The sequence below is a fragment of the uncultured Chitinophaga sp. genome (genome assembly GCF_902168175.1).
In the GTDB taxonomy this organism is placed as follows: domain Bacteria; phylum Bacteroidota; class Bacteroidia; order Chitinophagales; family Chitinophagaceae; genus Chitinophaga.
In genome coordinates, this window is record NZ_CABHOU010000072.1 from 83,860 (window position 1) to 102,310 (window position 18,451).

Genomic DNA, 18,451 nt, shown 5'->3' on the forward strand with positions numbered 1-18,451 from the left:
TATAGGATGGGTATGATGAAATTTATCCTAAAAACTGTAATTCCCCCAACCCTTTATACAAGCCTTCTTCCTTCATCATCAGCTCTTCATGTGTACCACCTTCTACTATGCGGCCTTTGTCCAGTACGAGAATGAGGTCGGAGTTGCGGATGGTCGATAAACGGTGGGCGATTACGATGGAGGTACGGCCTTTCATCAGTTTTTCGAGGGCATCCTGCACCAGGCGTTCCGATTCGGAGTCGAGGGCAGAAGTGGCTTCGTCGAGGATGAGGATGCGTGGGTCTTTGAGTACAGCGCGGGCAATGGCGATGCGCTGGCGTTGTCCGCCGGAGAGTTGTACGCCACGTTCGCCTACCACGGTATCCAGTCCTTCGGGGAAGGCCTGGATGAAGTCCCAGGCGTTGGCCTGGCGGGCAGCGGCGATGATGGAGCCTTCAGGAGCATTGGTGTCGCCGTACGCAATGTTTTCGCGAATGGTGCCACCGAACAGGAAGACATCCTGCGGCACTACGGCCATCTGGCGGCGAAGGTCGGTTAAATCGAAGCTGGAAGCTGGTTTGCCATCGAAACTAATACTGCCGCTTACCGGATCGTAAAAACGCAGCAGCAGGGAAACAACGGTGGACTTACCTGCGCCGCTCGGGCCTACCAGGGCTACCTGCCAGCCTGCCTGCACATCAAACGTTACATCGTTCAGCACGGATATATCTTTACGCGAAGGGTAACGGAAGCTCACTTCATCGAAGCTAAGCGCCCCGGTGATCGGTTGCCTTACGTCTGCGGTAAGTGAAAGAATTTCCACCGGCTCGTCCAGTATTTCCAGCAGGTTTTCCGTAGCGCCTATGCTTTTCTGTATACGGGAGTATATTTCAGCCAGTCCGCTAATGGAGCCGCCAATGAAACCGGTGTAGATCACAAAACTGAAAAGCTGGCCAGTTTCCAGTTCATGGTTAGCCATCAGTATGGCCCCGCGCCATATAACGGCCACCATGGCGCCGAACAAACCGAGAATGATAAAGGAAGTGAAAACGCCCTGGTATTTACCTACGCGAATGCCGGTTTTGGCTACATCGTCGGTTTTCTTTTTATAACGGCCTATCTCAAAAAGCTCATTTGCAAAGGCTTTTACGTTAAATATGCCCTGGAGTGTTTCCTCAACGATAGTATTGGAATCGGCCACCTGCGCCTGCGCTTCTTTGGAAAAGCGGCGAATCGACTTACCAAATATCACGGCCACTATGGAAATAACCGGGATGATGGCCAGCATAAACAGGGTCAGTTTCCAGCTGGTAATACCCAGCAGCACTATACCGCCCACGATCATAATGATCTGGCGGATGAATTCGGCCAGGGTAGTGGTAAACGTATCCTGTAACTGGGCAATATCTGCGGAAATGCGGCTGTTCAGTTCTCCTACGCGACGTTCGGCAAAGAACTTCATCGGTAGCCTGATGAGGTGACTATAAGTAGCCTGGCGTAAAGAAGCCAGTGATTTTTCGGTAACGGTTACAAATATATTGATCCGGAAGAAGGAGAGTATGGCCTGGGCCACCAATACGCCTACCAGCATGGCGCCAGTGGTATTGATGTGCTCCATGATGTTGCCCTTTTGCCCGGCATCCACCAAGTTGCCGAGTAATTTCGGGAACAGCAGGGTAGCGCTGCTCGACAGGAAAAGCATCAACATACCCAGCGCAAACAGCCAGCGGTGTGGTTTGGCATATTGATATAACCTTGCAATCTTCTTTAATCCCGAGGCAGTTACACGTGGTTTTTTAGCAGCTTGTTCCATATTTTTCTGTAGACGAACCGCAAACCTAGATATTTTATGCCATAACCTTCTTTTTTCCTGAAATATTCATCACCACAATGAATATGATCAGCTCTACCAGCATCACGAGCAGGTACCACGGTGTATCCGGATTAAAGTCGGCCGTAAGCCAGTAGTACAGCAACGCAAATACCGCACATATAGCCCCGGCCAGTGCTGTAATAAACTTGACCTGCACCCGCCAGACGAAGCTGGTAAAGGCCTTAGGGTTTTGCTCGTTCACTACCGGGTTACGCAGTTTACCCGCCAGGTAAATGTTCTCGAGCACATCAAACAGCCAGGGAACGACCTGCAGGGCGGCCAGCAGCCAGAAAAACCACTTCCCTATATGGTCCATTTTATTAGCCGCGATACCGCAAAGCAGGGCTATACCGGGATATACGGCTGCCATAAACAGGTAGTCCACGTTCAGGTGGTGTTTTACGGCACGCCTGGCGTTACCTGGCATAGTGAGTATGATGTTCACTAACTCTCTTTCTGATAAAGGCAGTTCGAGGTCCATAATGCTGAACGGAACATTGGCGCCGGCTTTATTCATACAAAAGTGTTTCGCGACCCTGGCCATAATGTAGGTGGTAAACAGGAACACCGTAAAACAGATGGCGAAGTAAAACCAGAGGTTCGAGGTCATGCAAGGTGTGCAAATCATTAGGCTACGGTTAAGGTTTGGAGAATAGGTTTTACTTTGTTCAGTTTCTCGAAGGCATCTTTCCGGTCGGCCTTGTATGCATCCCAGTCAAAGCCTTGCAGGAACTGGCCTGCAGCCTGCGCGCCTTTCACGAACAAGGCTACTTTTTTCTCATCGCTGATGGCGAAGTCGAGCCAGTTGAACTCATATACTTCTATGCGGCCAATGCCTTTTTTGAACAGGCTGTTCTTCAGTAAAAAGTCTTTATCGTAATAGTAACGGATGGTGTTAAACATGCGCCCCATAAAGCTACCGAGTCCCATGCTGCCGGTATTGGCCTTGTCCTTTTCTTTGTCTTTAGGGTCTACATCGTCCAGGTCTATACCAAACGTGGGCAGGCGCGGTATTTCTATTTTTGGATTGTAAAAGATGTTGATGGGGAAGTTGGAAAGTATACCGCCATCTACAAACCGCACGGCACTGGGAATATCGGCGGGTTCGGTAAGCAGGTGTTTCATCCACTTCTCCTGTATCTGCGGCTCGTTGCGAGGAATGTCCTGTATCACGGATGATTCAAAAAAGATGGGGATCGACATCGATGCCCGTACAAACTGTGCCGGGTGCAACGTCTTTTCATCTGTCGTAAACAACTCCCACATCTTCGGGAACTCTATCTTGTTTTGTGTAACAATATCAGAGGTGATCAGTGTTACATCCGGCCCCAGGTCTTTCAATGATGTACCATCGTTTTTACCATTCCGCAAATGTAAACCGGGAGGTGGTGCGCTGGCTTTGGCCACGAAGTCGGACACGGTTTCAACGCCGTTCTTCTGCATAATATCCCGCACCCAGTCCTGGAAATCCTTGCCGGGATTAACGCCGAACCCCCTGTCCTTAAACCGTTTCAACAGCATATTAAAATAAAGCAGGCCTACCAGCACACTCACGACCAGCATGCCCGTAAACACAAAACTGAACTTGCCGATCAGTGAAAACACCGGCGAGTTCTTTAAACCTATACAGATGATGTTCAGCATGATGAGTCCAGCCAACGCCAGCAGGGTATTGGTGATCAGCTTCTTTACATTTTTAAAGTAGTTTTTCTGTGTGATCACTTTGCTGATCACCCGCTTCGCAAACGGATGTCCGTCTACAAAGTCGAACAGGTTTTTATTACAGAGATAATCCAGCACCTTTTCCGATTTGGGGTCTTCCTTTTTCCCGATCACGGCCATCATGGCCGTATTAATAGCACCTGCACTGGTGCCGGCCAATCGCATAAAACGAATGCCTGCCTGCTCCAGCACATAAGTATAACCCACCAGGGCCACGCCCAGTACGCCGCCGCCTTCCTGTACCAGGTGTACATATTGGTGGCCATTGGCATCGAGCGTGTCGCTCACTACCAGCTTATCGAAATTAGGTTGTGGATTGTTGCGGTCCTCGAAACGGGCACGTAGTTGCTGCAACACCGCTTTCACGTCGGAATGCTCTGTAAAAGCGCTTAATGCCATCGTCTTTTCAGACGTGGGTTTTGGGGATGTGTTCATAGTCTTTGGGGGTGTTTATCTATTTGTAAGATAGGGAATTATGCTGATAAATAGCGGGTTAGGGGCGGGGGAGTATCACCATAAAAAAAGGGGCCGCCTTCACCAAGGCGCCCCTTACTTATCTATCAGAACAAAACGTACTAATTCCTGAACGGGCGGAAGTTGGGTTCCTGCGCAATGGCCAGCATCTGTTTATCACCGCTGCTGTCGCCATAGGCGTAAATTTTCCCGTATGCTTTTAAGTCTACTGCTGCTTCTATGCGACAAACCTTTTCGTCGCCGTTGCAGTTAAGACCTGTGAGCATGCCCGTTATTTTACCATCTTGTACGGCCAGTTTAGAGCCTATGCATTCTATGCCCATCTCTTTACACCAGGGTGCTACCCAGTTTTCTGCGGACGCGGTTACCACAATTACCCTTGTGCCCTCAGCCTGGTGTTTGGCTATTTCGGCTTTTGCACCGGGTCGTATCATGGAAGATAACGTTTCTTTACAAAAAACATCACATCGCTGCTGAAATTCCTGTAAACTGGTGCCTCCAAAATGGTATTTCAGCATCAATTCTTTGGTCCGCTGGTTCGATATCATCTTTAATTTAAACATGACCAGTACGGGCGACATCACCAGCCAGCCGGCAAACAGGGCAGGGGTGCCTTTCTGGAAACGGATGATCTCCCAAAGTGTGTCTTTGGTGGTGATGGTACCGTCGAAATCGAAAAAAGCTATGTTATTCATCAGAGCTTCAGTTTTTTAAACATAAATTCCGGAACGCTCTTGATGATAAGCATGATGTAACGCCAGAACCACTTAGTATAAATGGTGTTCTTTTTCTTGTTGACGGCTTTGTAAATATCCTCGGCCACCTGCTCTGGCTTTGCGGTTAAAAGGCCCGGCAGTTGCAGGTTCTCGGTCATGCGGGTAGCTACGAAACCTGGCTGTACGCTTAACACATGCACGCCCTGGTGGAACAAACGGTTACGTAAGCCGGAAAGGTAAGCGGTAAAACCTGCCTTGGCACTGCCGTACAAGTAGTTGCTCTGCCTGCCCCGCTCGCCTGCCACGGAGCTGATGCCCACGATCAAACCCTGTTTCTTTGCCGCATAATCTTCTGCTACTACATTTAATATAGATACAGCGCCGGTATAGTTGGTATGTAAAATACGGGCGGCTTCGGTCCAGTCAGCCTGACCTTTCTCCTGGTCGCCGAGGTAACCGAATACGCAAATGGTAATGTCGGGCTTAACGGCCAGGGAATTATAGAAACCGGTATGGGAAGCAAAGTCGAGCGCATCAAAGGCTACAGCTTCGGTGTTTACACCATAACGGATGTTGAGATCATTTTTAAGTGCTTCGAGCAGGCTCACATTGCGGCCTGCAAGCTGAAGGTCATATTTCTGTTTGGCAAATTTCCGGGCAACGGCAACTGCCATGTCGGAACCTGCGCCCAGTATAAGAACTGTAGGCATAAATAGTATAATCTAGTTGTTTGTCAGAATAACCTGTCTCTTTGCATTACTTAAAGAAACTTTGATCCGTCGGTAAATAAATGATTACGTAAAAACTCAGGACCCAAAGGAGAATGGTTAATTGAACGAAGCGGTCTTTGTAAAGGATTTTTGTGGGTGAACCTGTATTGTTCTCCACGTAGGTTATTTGCAAATATCGCATTAATCCCGCAATAACAAAAATGCAGGTGTAGTACAAACGGTAGGTGCCGAAACGCGAAATGGTTTCGGGCGACATCGTATACATCAGGTAAGCCACAATAATAATGGCCGATACGAGTCCAAGCGAAACGTTCAGGAAGTCCATATTATATCCCTTTGATGCTTTACGCATGTCTGTACCCGATTCCAGCTTCAGCAGCACATCGTCGCGACGTTTGGCGATAGCCAGGAATAAGGCCAGCAGGAACACCATGATCATCAGCCACTCGGATACCGGGATGTTGGAGGCCACACCACCCGCTTTTACGCGCAGCACAAAACCAATGGACACTATTATAATATCGAGGATGGAAATGTTCTTTAAACCAAAAGAATACCCGATGTTCAGCACGAAGTAAATGGCCAGTACGAACAGGAACTTCTCTTTCACAAAGTACCCCATCGCCATACCCGCTACTACGCAGGCAAAAAAGATAGCCAGGCCAGCTCCTTTAGATACTGCCCCGGAAGCTAACGGCCGTTTACTTTTCTTGGGATGTTTCCTGTCGTTCTCAATGTCGCGGTAGTCATTAATAATATAGATACTGCTCGCGATAAGGCTAAAGGCGATAAAACCCTTCACCAGTTCAATGATCTTATCGACATTGGTGAGCTCGCCGGCAAAGAAGAGCGGAATAAACAGGAAGAGATTCTTGGCCCAATGCGACGGGCGTAATAGTTTTAAGTATTGCACGGGGATTAAACATTATTGTTGGGCGCAAAGATAGAACGATTTTTCTGTACCTCCCAGCTTTTGGGCTTCCGTTCATCACTTAAAAACAGCCACCTGCTAAATTAAGAGTCTGGTTTACACGTAGTTAATGCCGCAATATATAATTATATTAATTAATTGATATTAGTTTCCATTACCGGATATACGCCAATTTGCAGCCTTTACCGGCAGATACATACGCTTAACGTATTTTTCTTCCATATAAAATATTAATCTTCTATTTTTGGGCCTTCATTTTTAATCCGCCCCAACTTATGTCAGGCATTTTACTAAACCGGAAGCGCGCCACCATTATTGAATGTTTAATCATTATAGGACTGGCCCTTGTACCTTTATTCGTGACTTTCCCTTACCGGGTAAACATCTTCCTTACGTGGGAGGGGGCTTACCGTTTGTCGGAGGGACAATTACCTTACCGCGACTTTGGCACCCCGCTGGGTTTTGGCTTTTGGCTGATGCCGGCTTTGTTCTTTAAACTGTTTGGTCCGGCTATGATATCGCTGGTTAAGGCGCAGGTAGCTCTTAATATAATGAGTGGTTTTGCGTTCCGTGGTATCCAGAAAAGCCTGAAGGTGAACCTGGGCGTAAGGGTGTTGTCTGTGCTGGTGTTCGCATTATCTTACTCTTTCTTCAACTTCTGGCCCTGGTATAACCACACCGTAATTGTATATGAGCTGGTCGGTTTGGCCTTCCTGCTTTGTGCTATTACGAACGAAAACCAGAGCAAATGGAGAATCCCTGCTTTGCTGGCCTCTGCCTTTTTCCTGTTCCTTTCTTTCTTTACCAAGCAGGATGGGGGCGGCCTGGCCTTACTAATGGCCCTGGCGCTGCTGGCTTACCATACGCTGCAGTCAAAGAAGTGGAAGGACCTGGTGTTTTTCCTTGGCTTCTATATCGTTATCGCCTGCACCTTCTTTTTATCTTTCTCTAAGTTTGGTATCGGCTACTGGTTTAACCATGGCCAGCCGCCACATAACTCCCGCCTGTCTGTTGGCGACATTGTAGCCGAAATACTCGGGCAGTCGCAGTGGATCAAGTTCTACATATTACTCATCATCATACTTTTAGTGCCTTACTTTAAGCACCTGAAAGCTTCCTGGAACAACCGCCAGTTGATGTTTTTCGTACTGGTTACTTTTGGCATCCTCATCGAAGCGGCCATTTTCCAGGTAACCAGTTATACACCGCCGGACAATAACATCTTCTTCCATGCCTTTGCCTTTTCGTTTATCCTGAGTCACATGGCAGGCCTGCTTCAATTTAAGCTTGAAGAGTTTAAGCCGTTCGCCATTGCAGGTGTACTCGTATTGCTTTGGTGGTCGGGCACTTACTGGAAGTACCTCGACAGGGTGTTTTCCCGTTTTATGCCGCAGCCCGAATCAGGCATAGTAGTATCGGCTACAGGTGAGAATGTTATCTCCAGGAATAACTTTATGCTTAGTTACGACTCCACCGACGTGCCTACTTCTGAATGGATTTATACGCCGTACAAAGAGTTTGCGAAGATCTATATGCCGGCGTCCACCGTTAAAGGCATCGAACGTTTCCTGGCCATGCCCGAAATCAAAGGTGCTAATGGTAACGCTAAAGTGTTAAATATGACCGAGTTAACGCCGCTTGCCAGCATTACCCCCTTTAAGCTGGAAACCGGTAGTAATTACCCGCTCTGGTACCACCTGGGCGTGGGGATGTTCAATAAACAACTCGACGAATTCACGGCGAAAGTGCGTAACAAACATTACGATGTGGTGCTGTATGAGTATGCGCCTTACAACAATAACTTTTATCCCTTCACCCTGCGCGATGAACTGAAAAAGCATTATCGCCAGGTAGATACGTTCCTGGCACCAAGGAGGCCTACGAACGCGATCATCGAGGTGTACGCAAGATAATCTGCGCTATTTATAAGGAGAGGATGCCCGCAACGGCATCCTCTTTTTTTATGGAAAGTTGCCAATTGACCATCTATGAGAAAACGCTGATACAAAAGTTATGAAATACGCACCGAAGACATTAGTAACCACATTATTGATGGCCCTGTTTATAATTGCTGATGCGGATGCACAGGATAAACAGGCAGACTGGATCAACAAGAATGCCTGCACGCTCAGTACGTCCGGCACCAGCGATTTAGGTTTCTTATCGAAAGAACTGGCGGGCAAAACGATGGTGGCCCTGGGCGAGGCTTCACACGGCACCAGCGAGTTTTATCTGCAAAAGGCCCGGATGATCGCTTACCTGGTGCAGCAACAGGAATACAGGACGCTCGCTTTCGAATGCCCCGGCGCGCTGATGGAGCCGATTAACACCTACCTGCAAAGCGGGCAGGGGCAACTTAAGGAGTTGATGCAGCCCCTGGCATTATATAACACCGACGAAATATACCGGATGTTCAAGTGGATCAGGCAATACAATGAAAACAAGGCAGATAAGGACAAGGTGGTATTAACCGGTTTTGATCACGCAGACTACTGGGCCGACCCGTTTACGCGCGACAAATTCATGGCAGGCAATGTTGTGGCGGATTACGAGGCGCATAAGCGCAAAACCATCGTTTGGGCGCATAATGTACACCTGGTGAAAGATACCACCGCCGAGTACCAGGCCCTGGGCGCCTACCTGAAGCGGGCACTGGGTAACCAGTTTTATGTGGTGGCTTTCGATACTTACCGCGGTTCGGTAAACGTGATGAATGAAGGCAAATTCGAGGTGCATACCTTTGAAAGAGAGCAGAACAGCTTCTCCGGCACACTGGCCAAAGCACGATCAGCAACGTTCTTTTTACCCCTGGACCGTTCGGCTTTCGCAGACAGTACCATTGCCCTTACGCTAATATATTCCAACTGGCAGGGCGTAAAGTCATTGCCCATAGTGCCCGGCAGAGATGTGGATGCCCTGGTTTTCATTCGCAATACTACCGCTTCGGTTAAACTGGAGTAATGGTAGTTCCTGAACGTTAAGGCTTTGTGTTGCGAATTTCCCTTATTTTTACTGCGAAACACCGCTACATAAAGCCACGGGTGCATGAAAACACTGCAAAATATACCCCTTCATCAGCTCGACGATATCCAGTTCCTGGCATCGGAACACAGCGTGACCTTTGGAGATCACGAGCCGAATCACCGCATTGACTTTTATGCCCTGGTATGGTATTCCGAAAATGCAGGTACGCATTTCATCGACTTTGAGCCTTATCCTATAAAGAAAGATATGGTGTACCTGCTCGGGAAAAACCAGGTACACAGCATTCCCGCTACCGAACGACCGGATGCCCGGGTAATCGTTTGCTCCGAAGACTTCTTTCATTTGATCGAAGAACCTTATTTAAGGCTGCTGTTCTTACCCTTTAACAACGAGGGGATTATCATTCCGGCTGAAATGGCCGGCCCCTTAAAGCAATTATTTCATTTGCTGGTGCTGGAGTATAATGCCAATGCTGAAACGGCGCTGTTGTTAAAGTATACAACGGCATTATTGATGCACCTGTACCGGTTCTCGAAACAATCGCCGGGCGGCGCGGCTATGTACGACGAGCGGCTCGAAAAGCTGTTCCGCCTGCTGGAGGAGAACTATAAAGAGGAGCGGGCCGTCGCTTTTTATGCAGATAAAATAGGCATCACCCCTAAACGCCTGAACGAAATTGTGCGCGAAAAGTTCGGTTTCACGGTTAGCCAGATCATTTACCACCTGTTGTTAATAGAGGCCAAACGCGAAATTGGCCATGGCCGCAAATCGATCAAGGAAATAGCCTATGAACTGGGCTTTTCCGAACAAAGTTACTTCTCCCGCTTCTTTAAAAAACAAACCGGCAGCACGCCGGAAAGCTTCCGTCAACAAGCGCTAACGCCCGTTAGCTGAGTTATTTATCAAAGATTTGTTAATGTTCTGATTGTGCTAATTATTGGTCACTTAGTACCCGGAAACCTATGCCTAAAGGCGGAACTTTACATCGTAATTGATTCAACGACGAACCGCGCTAAAATTTAAGAAGATGAACAGGTTAGAAAACAAAACGGCCATTATTACCGGCGGTGCTGGTTCTATTGGTTTGGCAACCGCCAGGAAGTTCCTGGACTTTGGTGCAAAAGTAATATTGGTAGACTTAAGTGAAGATGCCCTTAAAACGGCCGTCAAAGATTTGAATAGTGAATATGTTGATTATATCGTAGCCGACGTAACGAAGAGTGCAGATGTAGAGAGATATGTGAAGGAGGCAGAAAAGCGTATTGGCAAAATCGATATATTCTTCAACAATGCGGGGATTGAAGGTGTGGTGAAACCCATTACGGAGTATCCGGAGGAGGTGTTCGACAAGGTGATTGCAGTGAACGTGAAAGGCGTCTGGCTCGGATGTAAATATATATTACCTGCCATGACTGATGGGGGTAGTATCATTATCACTTCATCCGTTGCCGGCGTAATGGGCTCACCGGGCACCAGCGCTTACAACACCAGTAAACACGCCACAATTGGCATTATGCGCAGTGTTGCATTGGAAGCTGCTCCGCGTAAGATCAGGGTTAACACAGTGAATCCCAGTCCGGTAGATAACCGCATGATGCGTTCGCTGGAAGATGGGTTCAGTAACGGGCACGGCGAAGAGGCTAAGAAAGAGCTGGAAAAGTCCATTCCTTTCGGCCGCTACGCACAGCCATCCGAAATTGCGGATATGGTAGTGTTCCTCGCCTCCGACGAAAGTAAGTTCGTTTCAGGTACCGTCAACTTAGTTGATGGCGCCTCACAAGCTTAGTATTAACCATTCCTAAGATACGATAGAGAGATAGATTAAGGTGTGAAATAGCCGGCCGGAAGATCCCTTCCTGGCCGGCTTTCTGTTTTATGGTTAGCATTGTTCGGTCATCCGGTACCCGTTCCGTCACTACCGGTGAAGGGGTATAGCGGCTGCCGGGTAAAGCGGTCAAGGCTTATGGCCCCAATAATGTAAGGGCAACAAGAGGGCAACGAAAGGGCAACCAAAGGGCGAAGCTGGTTCCCGGTCGTTATTTTGGGTTAATATGCTATTAGTCATGTTTGCCTGGCGACGAAGCTGTCTGTACAAATGAGGCATAGGTAGCCAGGGTGACGATAGCGATCTCATACAGGAATTTCAGGGTGGCCGGTTTGGGCAACTACTAACTGGATAATGTTAGTTTTTTTAATGATAACGTGAAGTAGGAACAGGCGGCTATAACGCCTCGGACCCGGTTGAGGATGTGGAATAACAGGGGATAAGAGCGTTAATTACCATGACTTTAGCGCGCGTTGTTTTCGACGGCACTTCAACAAAGCTAAACACTTTGGAAATATGCGGTTTAGGCGTACATTTACCTAACCATCTAAATTGGTTTTACCGGTTAATATGAGTACAGAAAAATCCATATCAACCCTGCTGCTCGACGGCGGAACGTTGTGCCTGAACTTCACCAATACCATCGCCAACCGCTCGGTGCCCGAGCCGTTCGACTACCTGGGCAACTACCTGGATATACTCAGGTGGTACCGGCGTACGGAAGTGTTAAAGCCCTCGGTCATAAAAACGCTGGAGCGGTTAGCGAAGGCTTACCCGCCCAAAGCGGCTGCGGTATTCGAAAAGGCCATTGCTTTGCGGGAGTTGCTGTACGCAATGTTTGCCGGCCAGGCCGAAGGGTTATCGCCCAAAGAGCAATTGGTAGCCGAATTTAATCAGTACCTTGCCGCCGCTTTTAGTCAGCTTAACCTCGATCATTACAACAGGAAAGAGCCTGCAACGCTTTCATTTACAATGCCTGAGCTGGATTTGGTGTGGTGGGAAATAGTAAAGTCGGCCGTGGAGGTGTTTACCAGCAGGCAGCTACAGTTGGTACGCCGTTGCCCCGCCTGTAACTGGCTGTTTGTAGATAAGAGTAAAAACCACTCGCGTAAGTGGTGTAATATGGCTACCTGCGGCGATGTACATAAAGTGAAACAATTCTACGAAAGGAAAAAGAAATCGGATCGATGAACGAATTAAGTAAAAATCAAAGTAAGTACTCTACCACACTGGTAGCATGTCTTATAGCCGTATATATCATCTGGGGATCTACTTACCTGGGCATGAAGGTGGCGGCGGAGGTGTTGCCGCCCTTTCTATTGTCGGCCTTCCGCTTTTTTGTGGCGGGTATGATCATGTTTGTGATCGGGATGGCTAAGGAGAAAGAGTGGCCGTCGTTGAAGCAATGGGCTTCGGCCGGGTTGGTAGGTACACTGCTGATCGGGATCGGTAATGGCGGGGTGGCGCTGGCGGTACACTATATGCCTTCGGGGCTGGTAGCATTGTTAATTGCTGCCGCACCGGCCTACTTCGTGGCGCAGGACTGGGCCTTTTTCTCCCGCAAGCGTCCGGCCGCGATGACCCTCTGGGGTATATTGATCGGTTTTATAGGGCTCTTTTTCATATTCAACCCATTTAGTTCCGGCGCTAGTTACGATTACCCGGTATGGCCGCTGTTCGTGATCATCTTTGGCTCCATTTGCTGGACGCTCGGCTCTTTGCTGGTGCAGCGGTTGCCCATGCCCAGGCAACTTACCTCCACCGCTATCCAAATGCTTGCCGGTTTCGTGTTCACCATGGTGATGAGTATGGTGCTTGAAAGAGATAGCTGGCATACGGTGGCCGACATGACCACGCGTACCTGGCTGGCTTTACTGCACCTTATCTTACTGGGATCGCTGGTCGGTTATACTTCTTACAGCTGGCTCACCAGGAACGCACCTCCGCGTATTACCTCCACTTATGCTTACGTTAACCCCGTGGTAGCGCTTTTTCTCGGCTGGATTGTACTGAACGAAACATTAAGCCTTAACGGCCTGATCGGTTCTGTTATAGTAATACTTGGGGTAGTATTAATGACCTGGAAGAAGAAATAGGCTTATTGTAAAACTTCAGCTTCGTTGCCCATACAACTTATCCTAAAGGCGTTTACGGCGTTATGCGCGAGGCGGGTTGGTTCGGGCAGGCGGTGTTTTCGGATGCAGGTCTTGATGAGGGACAGGCTACCCGGCAAATCAGCCTTGTAACCGGGCGATACGAATATTGGCTTCACGTTGGATTTACTACGGTAAGCATATCCCAGCACTTCATTTTTATCTTTAAGCTCCGTAGCGTTACCTGCTGTTATTCCAGGCGCTTCGTACTTTCCAAACAATACATTTTTAGCAGATCCGATAGTGGGAACATCGGCCAGTACTCCGAAATGGGTGGCAATACCCATGCGGCGCGGGTGGGCAATACCATGTCCGTCTACTATAAGTACATCCGGTTTAGCCGTCAGTTGTTCCCAGGCTTTCAGGACTGCAGGCACCTCTCTAAAGGCGAGGTACCCCGGGATATATGGGAAGTTTACGGTAGTAATGATAGTGGATTCACTTATTAATTCCAGTCCAGGATAGCTGAGTAATATGATACCAGCGTACACTATAGGGCTGAATCTGTTGAAGGAAATATCTGCTCCACCTATAATTTTTATATCAGGATCAATAGGTTGTGTGATAATTCTATTTCGTAACTCTTTCTGGAGAAGTGTGGCTTCAGTAACGGTTATTTTATCCTCATTAAACTCCATATCTTATTGCTATTTAATAAGTTGTTTCTATTTCAAAGCCAATAATGCGTTTTTCGGCTAAAAAGTATTCATTTATCGTCAGAAGGTCTTTTAAATGTCCCGTTAATTCATATTTAAATTCAAACAAATCGTTGCTTCGAATAACAACGAGTGTTTTATAACGGAGGTGGTTTTCAGTAAACACAGCTTCCAGTTGAAGATGAGAAAGGTCGTGGTGGCAGCGGATAGTGTATTGCTTGCGCTGATGCACCTGCTCCAGAAGGCGCTCGATGTATTTCAGACCTGTGAGTACCAGCAGGGTGCCGAAGAGTGAAAGGGTGGCAAGTATGTAATGGCCCATCCCAACAGACATGCCCAGCGCCGCGGCAATCCATATTGTAGTGGCAGTAGTTATACCATCTACCGAATATTTACCTTTAAAAATAACACCCGCACCAATAAAGCCGACACCCGTTAGTATGTTAGAGGCTACACGGTCCATGCTACTGGGGGCGCCCAGTTCCTGCGAGAGGATCGTGAACAAAGTGGAGCCGGCGCAGATAAGTGCGATGGTACGGATGCCGGCAGCCTTACGGCGGTACTCCCGCTCGAAACCAAGCGTAGATCCTATGGCCAGGGATACCAGCATTTTGACCGCTTCTTCAATAAGATGTTCCATATATGATACGTGTTGGAAAAAACATGCCCGTTAAATGTAGGTATATGTTGGCACAATTATTAATGTCTATACCACCGAATACATCTCCAATTAACCAGAATAAACACTTAATTATGAGAAAAGAAAACCTTATCACCGGCATATTGAGAGCAGGCGTTACAGCCATGGTAGCCCTGTTTTTTATCATCCTTTTATATTCCTGCAGCAGCAGTTCGAGGACTAATTCGGGCGATACCACACTTTCGGTACCCAGCGATTCGGCCAGCGTAGTGCCTAACCAGGATACCGCCATACCGGCACCGACAGATACAACGACAAGGTTATAAGGGTTAATGCAGTATCATCAAACTATTTATATATGCGATTAATTTCATCCAATAAGGGATTTTTTTTATCAGTATGTATGGTAGCCGCCTTTACCCTGGCTGCCTGTAATAATAATGCAAAGCCCCCGAATGATGATAGTCTGCAGAACTATGGCGATACTACCAGGGCTTTCGATACAAGTCATATAAGATACGATACATCCGTTTCCACAGACACCTCGCCGGTGAATAAGCCGGGCAGAGGTGGAGAGGATACGGTGCGGTTTTCCCAGCATAATTAGTAATTATCTTTGAACCATCATCAAACCATGCGTAGCATACAATGGTGAAAAGGAGAACGAGAGTTCTCCTTTTTTTGTTGGCGTAGTTGTGGAAATCAGCAGCGATCAGGGTAAAAATTTCCCCGGAGGGCATTTGTTTTAAAAATTAGTCTGCCTGACCTATTTTTGCACCAGTTTTTACTGCCCGGCAATTGCGGGGCTCAGCAAATCAAACAAATAAACAGCAAGTATAATGGCAGAACCAACTTTTCAGTTCCCCGGACAAACAGCTTTCTACAAAGGGAAAGTGCGTGACGTATACACGATAGCAGACAAATGGCTGGTAATGCAGGTGAGCGACAGGATTTCCGCCTTCGACGTGGTGCTGCCCAGGCCGATTCCCTACAAAGGCCAGGTATTGAACCAGATTGCGGCCATTATGCTGGAAGCTACGAAGGACATCGTGCCTAACTGGGTAAAGGCAGTGCCCTTACCTAACGTGACCGTGGGTATGAAGTGCGAAACTTATCCGGTGGAAATGGTCGTTCGCGGTAATCTTACCGGGCACGCCTGGCGCACTTACAAAAGTGGAGAAAGGGTACTTTGCGGGGTAACCCTGCCAGAAGGGATGAAGGAGAACGACTACTTCCCTGAGCCGATTATCACCCCAACTACCAAAGCACACGAAGGCCATGACGAAGATATTTCCCGTGAAAAGATCATTTCCTCGGGTCTGGTAAGCAGAGAAGAATATGAACAACTTGAGAAATACACCCTCGCCCTGTTTAAGCGCGGCCGCGAGCTGGCATCCAGGCAGGGGCTGATACTGGTTGATACCAAATACGAGTTTGGTCACCAGGACGGTACCATCTACCTGATCGACGAGATCCATACCCCCGATTCTTCCCGTTACTTTTATGCAGAAGGTTACGAAGCCAACCAGGCAGCCGGTAAGCCACAGAAACAACTGAGCAAGGAGTTCGTGCGCGAATGGCTGATGCAAAACGGTTTCCAGGGTAAAGACGGCCAGCAGGTGCCCGCTATGGACGATGCTTTCGTTAACAGCGTGAGCGACCGCTACATCGAGCTGTTCGAAAACATCACCGGTCAGCAATTCAAAAAAGAAGACGTAGCCGTAGAGGAAGCGAAACAGCGTATCATCGATACCGTTTCTACACTGTAAGCGTATTGTTACTCAACATACTAAATGGCGCCGTTCATCCGGCGCCATTTCTGTTTTATGCCCAATCTCAGTAATTTGCATCCATGAAGCACCTTCTGGCACTGAATAAGTACTTTGTTAAATATAAATGGAGATTCTCGCTGGGCCTGATCTTCACCGTTGTTTCCATCATCTTTTCCGTATTTCAGCCCATTATGGTGAGGCAGATATTCGATTTACTGGAGCAAAACCTGAATAATTACCGCATCATCAGCGATACGTCCGTAAAGTCTGTTTTCCGCAGCGAGTTTACCAAAGTGCTGGCGCTGTACGGAGTAGGTATCCTGGCAATGGCGCTGCTGAGTGGCTTTTTCATGTTCCTGCAAAGGCAAACACTGATCGTGATGTCGCGGCATATCGAATACGACATGAAGAATGAGATATACAGGCATTACCAGCAACTGGACCTGAATTTCTTTAAAATGCACCGGACGGGCGACCTGATGAGCCGTATAACAGAAGATGTATCGAGAGTGAGGATGTACGTGGGGCCAGCCGTGATGTACGCCACCCGGACAGTATTCATGTTGGTGATTATCGTGTACCTGATGTGGCAGGTGAATCCCATGCTCACGATTTACACTATTTCGCCGCTACCGTTCCTGGCCCTTACCATATATTACGTAAACCATATTATCCATCGCAAGAGCGAGCGGATACAGTCGCAGTTGTCTAACATTACGTCCATCGCCCAGGAATCCTATTCCGGCATCAGGGTAATTAAGTCGTATATCCAGGAAGAAACCAGTGCCGGCCATTTCGACAAAGCCAGTGAAGACTATAAAGAAAGTTCCGTTAGCCTGGCCAAAACCGACGCCCTGTATCAGCCGGTAATGGCGTTGATGATTGGCTTAAGCGTGATCATTACCATTTACATTGGCGGTTTGCAGGTAAGCAAAGGGACGATCACGATCGGCAACCTGGCAGAGTTCGTGATTTATGTAAACATGCTCACCTTCCCGTTCTTTTCCATTGGATGGGTAGCTTCGATGATACAGCGTGCTGCTGCCTCACAGCAGCGGTTAAACGAATTTCTCGACATCGTGCCCGATATCAAAGACAATGCACAGGTGCAGGACATCCTGATAAAAGGGGAAGTAAAGTTCGATCATGTATCGTTTACATACCCGCATACAGGCATACAGGCGCTAAAGGATTTTCACCTGACGATTAAGCCGGGTGAAAAGGTAGCAGTGATAGGTCGTACCGGTTCCGGTAAAAGCACGCTGGCCCAGTTACTGATCCGCATGTACGACCCGCAGGAGGGAAGGATTTGCGTAGACGGGCACGACTTAAGGAATATAAGATTATCGAGCCTGCGTAACCAGGTGAGTTATGTGCCTCAGGATGTGTTCCTGTTTTCCGACAGCATAACGAACAACATCCGTTTCGGTGAGCCGTCGGCCAGCCAAGAATTGGTGCAGTTGGCGGCCAGGCAGGCGTCTGTAGAACGCGATGTGCTCAATTTTCCCGATGGGTTCAATACTGTGGTAGGAGAGCGGGGTGTAACCCTTAGCGGTGGCCAGAAACAACGTATATCCATTGCCCGCGGCCTCATCCGTAATCCAAACCTCATGGTGTTCGACGACTGCCTTTCCGCCGTGGACGCGCGTACGGAAAAAGAGATCATCGGTAACCTGTATGAATTTCTGAAAGACAAAACCGCTATAATCATTACCCACCGCATCTTTGCGCTGTTTTCGTTTGATAAGATAATCGTGCTGGACGAAGGCCGGATCGTGGAAACCGGCACCCATGAAGAGTTAATGGCCAATAATGGGTACTATTCCGAGCTGTATGCGAGGCAGCAGAAAAACGAAGAAGAGGGTCAGAATTGATATGTTTTAATACCTTGTAACGCCCCATGAAGGCTCGTTTCAGCCTATTTTAAATGATTTTTTAAAATCATCTAAAATTATTTTGTTATTTGAGAAACAATAGTATATTTGTTGATTATT

18 protein-coding genes are annotated in these 18,451 nt (G+C 47.9%); 10 read left to right on the forward strand and 8 right to left on the reverse strand.

What is annotated here, in order from left to right:
- Positions 1-22: 22 nt before the first annotated feature.
- The 6 genes from QZT80_RS15325 to QZT80_RS15350 all read right to left on the reverse strand — a co-directional run bounded on the left by QZT80_RS15325 (position 23) and on the right by QZT80_RS15350 (position 6,408).
- Complete coding sequence (locus QZT80_RS15325) at positions 23-1,792, reverse strand: ABC transporter transmembrane domain-containing protein (RefSeq protein WP_295123634.1); 1,770 nt, start codon at positions 1,790-1,792, stop codon at positions 23-25.
- 34 nt (positions 1,793-1,826) lie between these two features.
- Complete coding sequence (locus QZT80_RS15330; RefSeq protein ID WP_295123637.1) at positions 1,827-2,462, reverse strand: hypothetical protein; 636 nt, start codon at positions 2,460-2,462, stop codon at positions 1,827-1,829.
- Between the two features lie 17 nt (positions 2,463-2,479).
- Positions 2,480-4,009: a patatin-like phospholipase family protein gene (locus QZT80_RS15335; RefSeq protein WP_295123640.1), complete on the reverse strand. Its 1,530-nt coding sequence runs from the start codon at positions 4,007-4,009 to the stop codon at positions 2,480-2,482.
- A gap of 140 nt (positions 4,010-4,149) precedes the next feature.
- Positions 4,150-4,743, reverse strand: coding sequence for an HAD family hydrolase (locus QZT80_RS15340; protein WP_295123643.1), 594 nt, complete (start codon positions 4,741-4,743; stop codon positions 4,150-4,152).
- Positions 4,743-5,474 carry an SDR family oxidoreductase gene (locus tag QZT80_RS15345; RefSeq protein WP_295123646.1) on the reverse strand — a complete coding sequence of 244 codons (732 nt, stop codon included), beginning with the start codon at positions 5,472-5,474 and terminating at the stop codon, positions 4,743-4,745. Before QZT80_RS15345 ends, QZT80_RS15340 begins: the two co-directional genes overlap by 1 nt.
- 46 nt (positions 5,475-5,520) lie before the next feature.
- Positions 5,521-6,408 (reverse strand): decaprenyl-phosphate phosphoribosyltransferase, encoded by an 888-nt coding sequence (locus QZT80_RS15350; protein ID WP_295123649.1) that lies wholly within the window; start codon positions 6,406-6,408, stop codon positions 5,521-5,523.
- Positions 6,409-6,701: 293 nt separating this feature from the next.
- Here QZT80_RS15350 and QZT80_RS15355 point away from each other — a divergent pair, with 293 nt between their 5' ends.
- The 6 genes from QZT80_RS15355 (at position 6,702) to QZT80_RS15380 (ending at position 13,332) form a co-directional block, all read left to right on the forward strand.
- On the forward strand, positions 6,702-8,339 hold the full coding sequence (locus QZT80_RS15355; RefSeq protein ID WP_295123651.1) for a hypothetical protein: 1,638 nt from the start codon (positions 6,702-6,704) through the stop codon (positions 8,337-8,339).
- 100 nt (positions 8,340-8,439) lie between these two features.
- Positions 8,440-9,387, forward strand: coding sequence for an erythromycin esterase family protein (locus tag QZT80_RS15360; protein WP_295123654.1), 948 nt, complete (start codon positions 8,440-8,442; stop codon positions 9,385-9,387).
- Positions 9,388-9,471: 84 nt separating this feature from the next.
- On the forward strand, positions 9,472-10,305 hold the full coding sequence (locus QZT80_RS15365; RefSeq protein ID WP_295123657.1) for a helix-turn-helix domain-containing protein: 834 nt from the start codon (positions 9,472-9,474) through the stop codon (positions 10,303-10,305).
- Between the two features lie 133 nt (positions 10,306-10,438).
- On the forward strand, positions 10,439-11,197 hold the full coding sequence (locus tag QZT80_RS15370) for an SDR family NAD(P)-dependent oxidoreductase (protein WP_295123659.1): 759 nt from the start codon (positions 10,439-10,441) through the stop codon (positions 11,195-11,197).
- 609 nt (positions 11,198-11,806) lie between these two features.
- Entirely contained in the window at positions 11,807-12,427 is a 621-nt protein-coding gene (locus tag QZT80_RS15375; RefSeq protein WP_295123663.1) for a CGNR zinc finger domain-containing protein, read from the forward strand.
- A complete protein-coding gene (locus QZT80_RS15380; protein WP_295123665.1) occupies positions 12,424-13,332 on the forward strand; it encodes an EamA family transporter in 909 nt (302 codons plus the stop codon). The genes QZT80_RS15375 and QZT80_RS15380 overlap by 4 nt, the downstream gene beginning before the upstream one ends.
- Before the next feature lie 2 nt (positions 13,333-13,334).
- Here the strand turns inward: QZT80_RS15380 and nfi are convergent, their stop codons facing one another.
- A complete protein-coding gene (nfi, locus tag QZT80_RS15385) occupies positions 13,335-14,027 on the reverse strand; it encodes a deoxyribonuclease V (RefSeq protein ID WP_295123668.1) in 693 nt (230 codons plus the stop codon).
- A 13-nt stretch (positions 14,028-14,040) separates the two neighbouring features.
- Positions 14,041-14,685 carry an MgtC/SapB family protein gene (locus QZT80_RS15390; RefSeq protein WP_295123671.1) on the reverse strand — a complete coding sequence of 215 codons (645 nt, stop codon included), beginning with the start codon at positions 14,683-14,685 and terminating at the stop codon, positions 14,041-14,043.
- Between the two features lie 113 nt (positions 14,686-14,798).
- Between QZT80_RS15390 and QZT80_RS15395 the strand changes: the two genes are divergently transcribed.
- From QZT80_RS15395 to QZT80_RS15410, 4 genes are all read left to right on the forward strand, one after another.
- Positions 14,799-15,011 carry a hypothetical protein gene (locus tag QZT80_RS15395; protein WP_295123675.1) on the forward strand — a complete coding sequence of 71 codons (213 nt, stop codon included), beginning with the start codon at positions 14,799-14,801 and terminating at the stop codon, positions 15,009-15,011.
- A 32-nt stretch (positions 15,012-15,043) separates the two neighbouring features.
- A complete protein-coding gene (locus tag QZT80_RS15400) occupies positions 15,044-15,292 on the forward strand; it encodes a hypothetical protein (RefSeq protein ID WP_295123678.1) in 249 nt (82 codons plus the stop codon).
- 232 nt (positions 15,293-15,524) lie between these two features.
- Positions 15,525-16,454 carry a phosphoribosylaminoimidazolesuccinocarboxamide synthase gene (locus QZT80_RS15405; protein WP_295123681.1) on the forward strand — a complete coding sequence of 310 codons (930 nt, stop codon included), beginning with the start codon at positions 15,525-15,527 and terminating at the stop codon, positions 16,452-16,454.
- 83 nt (positions 16,455-16,537) lie between these two features.
- Positions 16,538-18,331, forward strand: a complete 1,794-nt coding sequence (locus QZT80_RS15410; RefSeq protein ID WP_295123684.1) for an ABC transporter ATP-binding protein — start codon at positions 16,538-16,540, stop codon at positions 18,329-18,331.
- Positions 18,332-18,451: the final 120 nt, after the last annotated feature.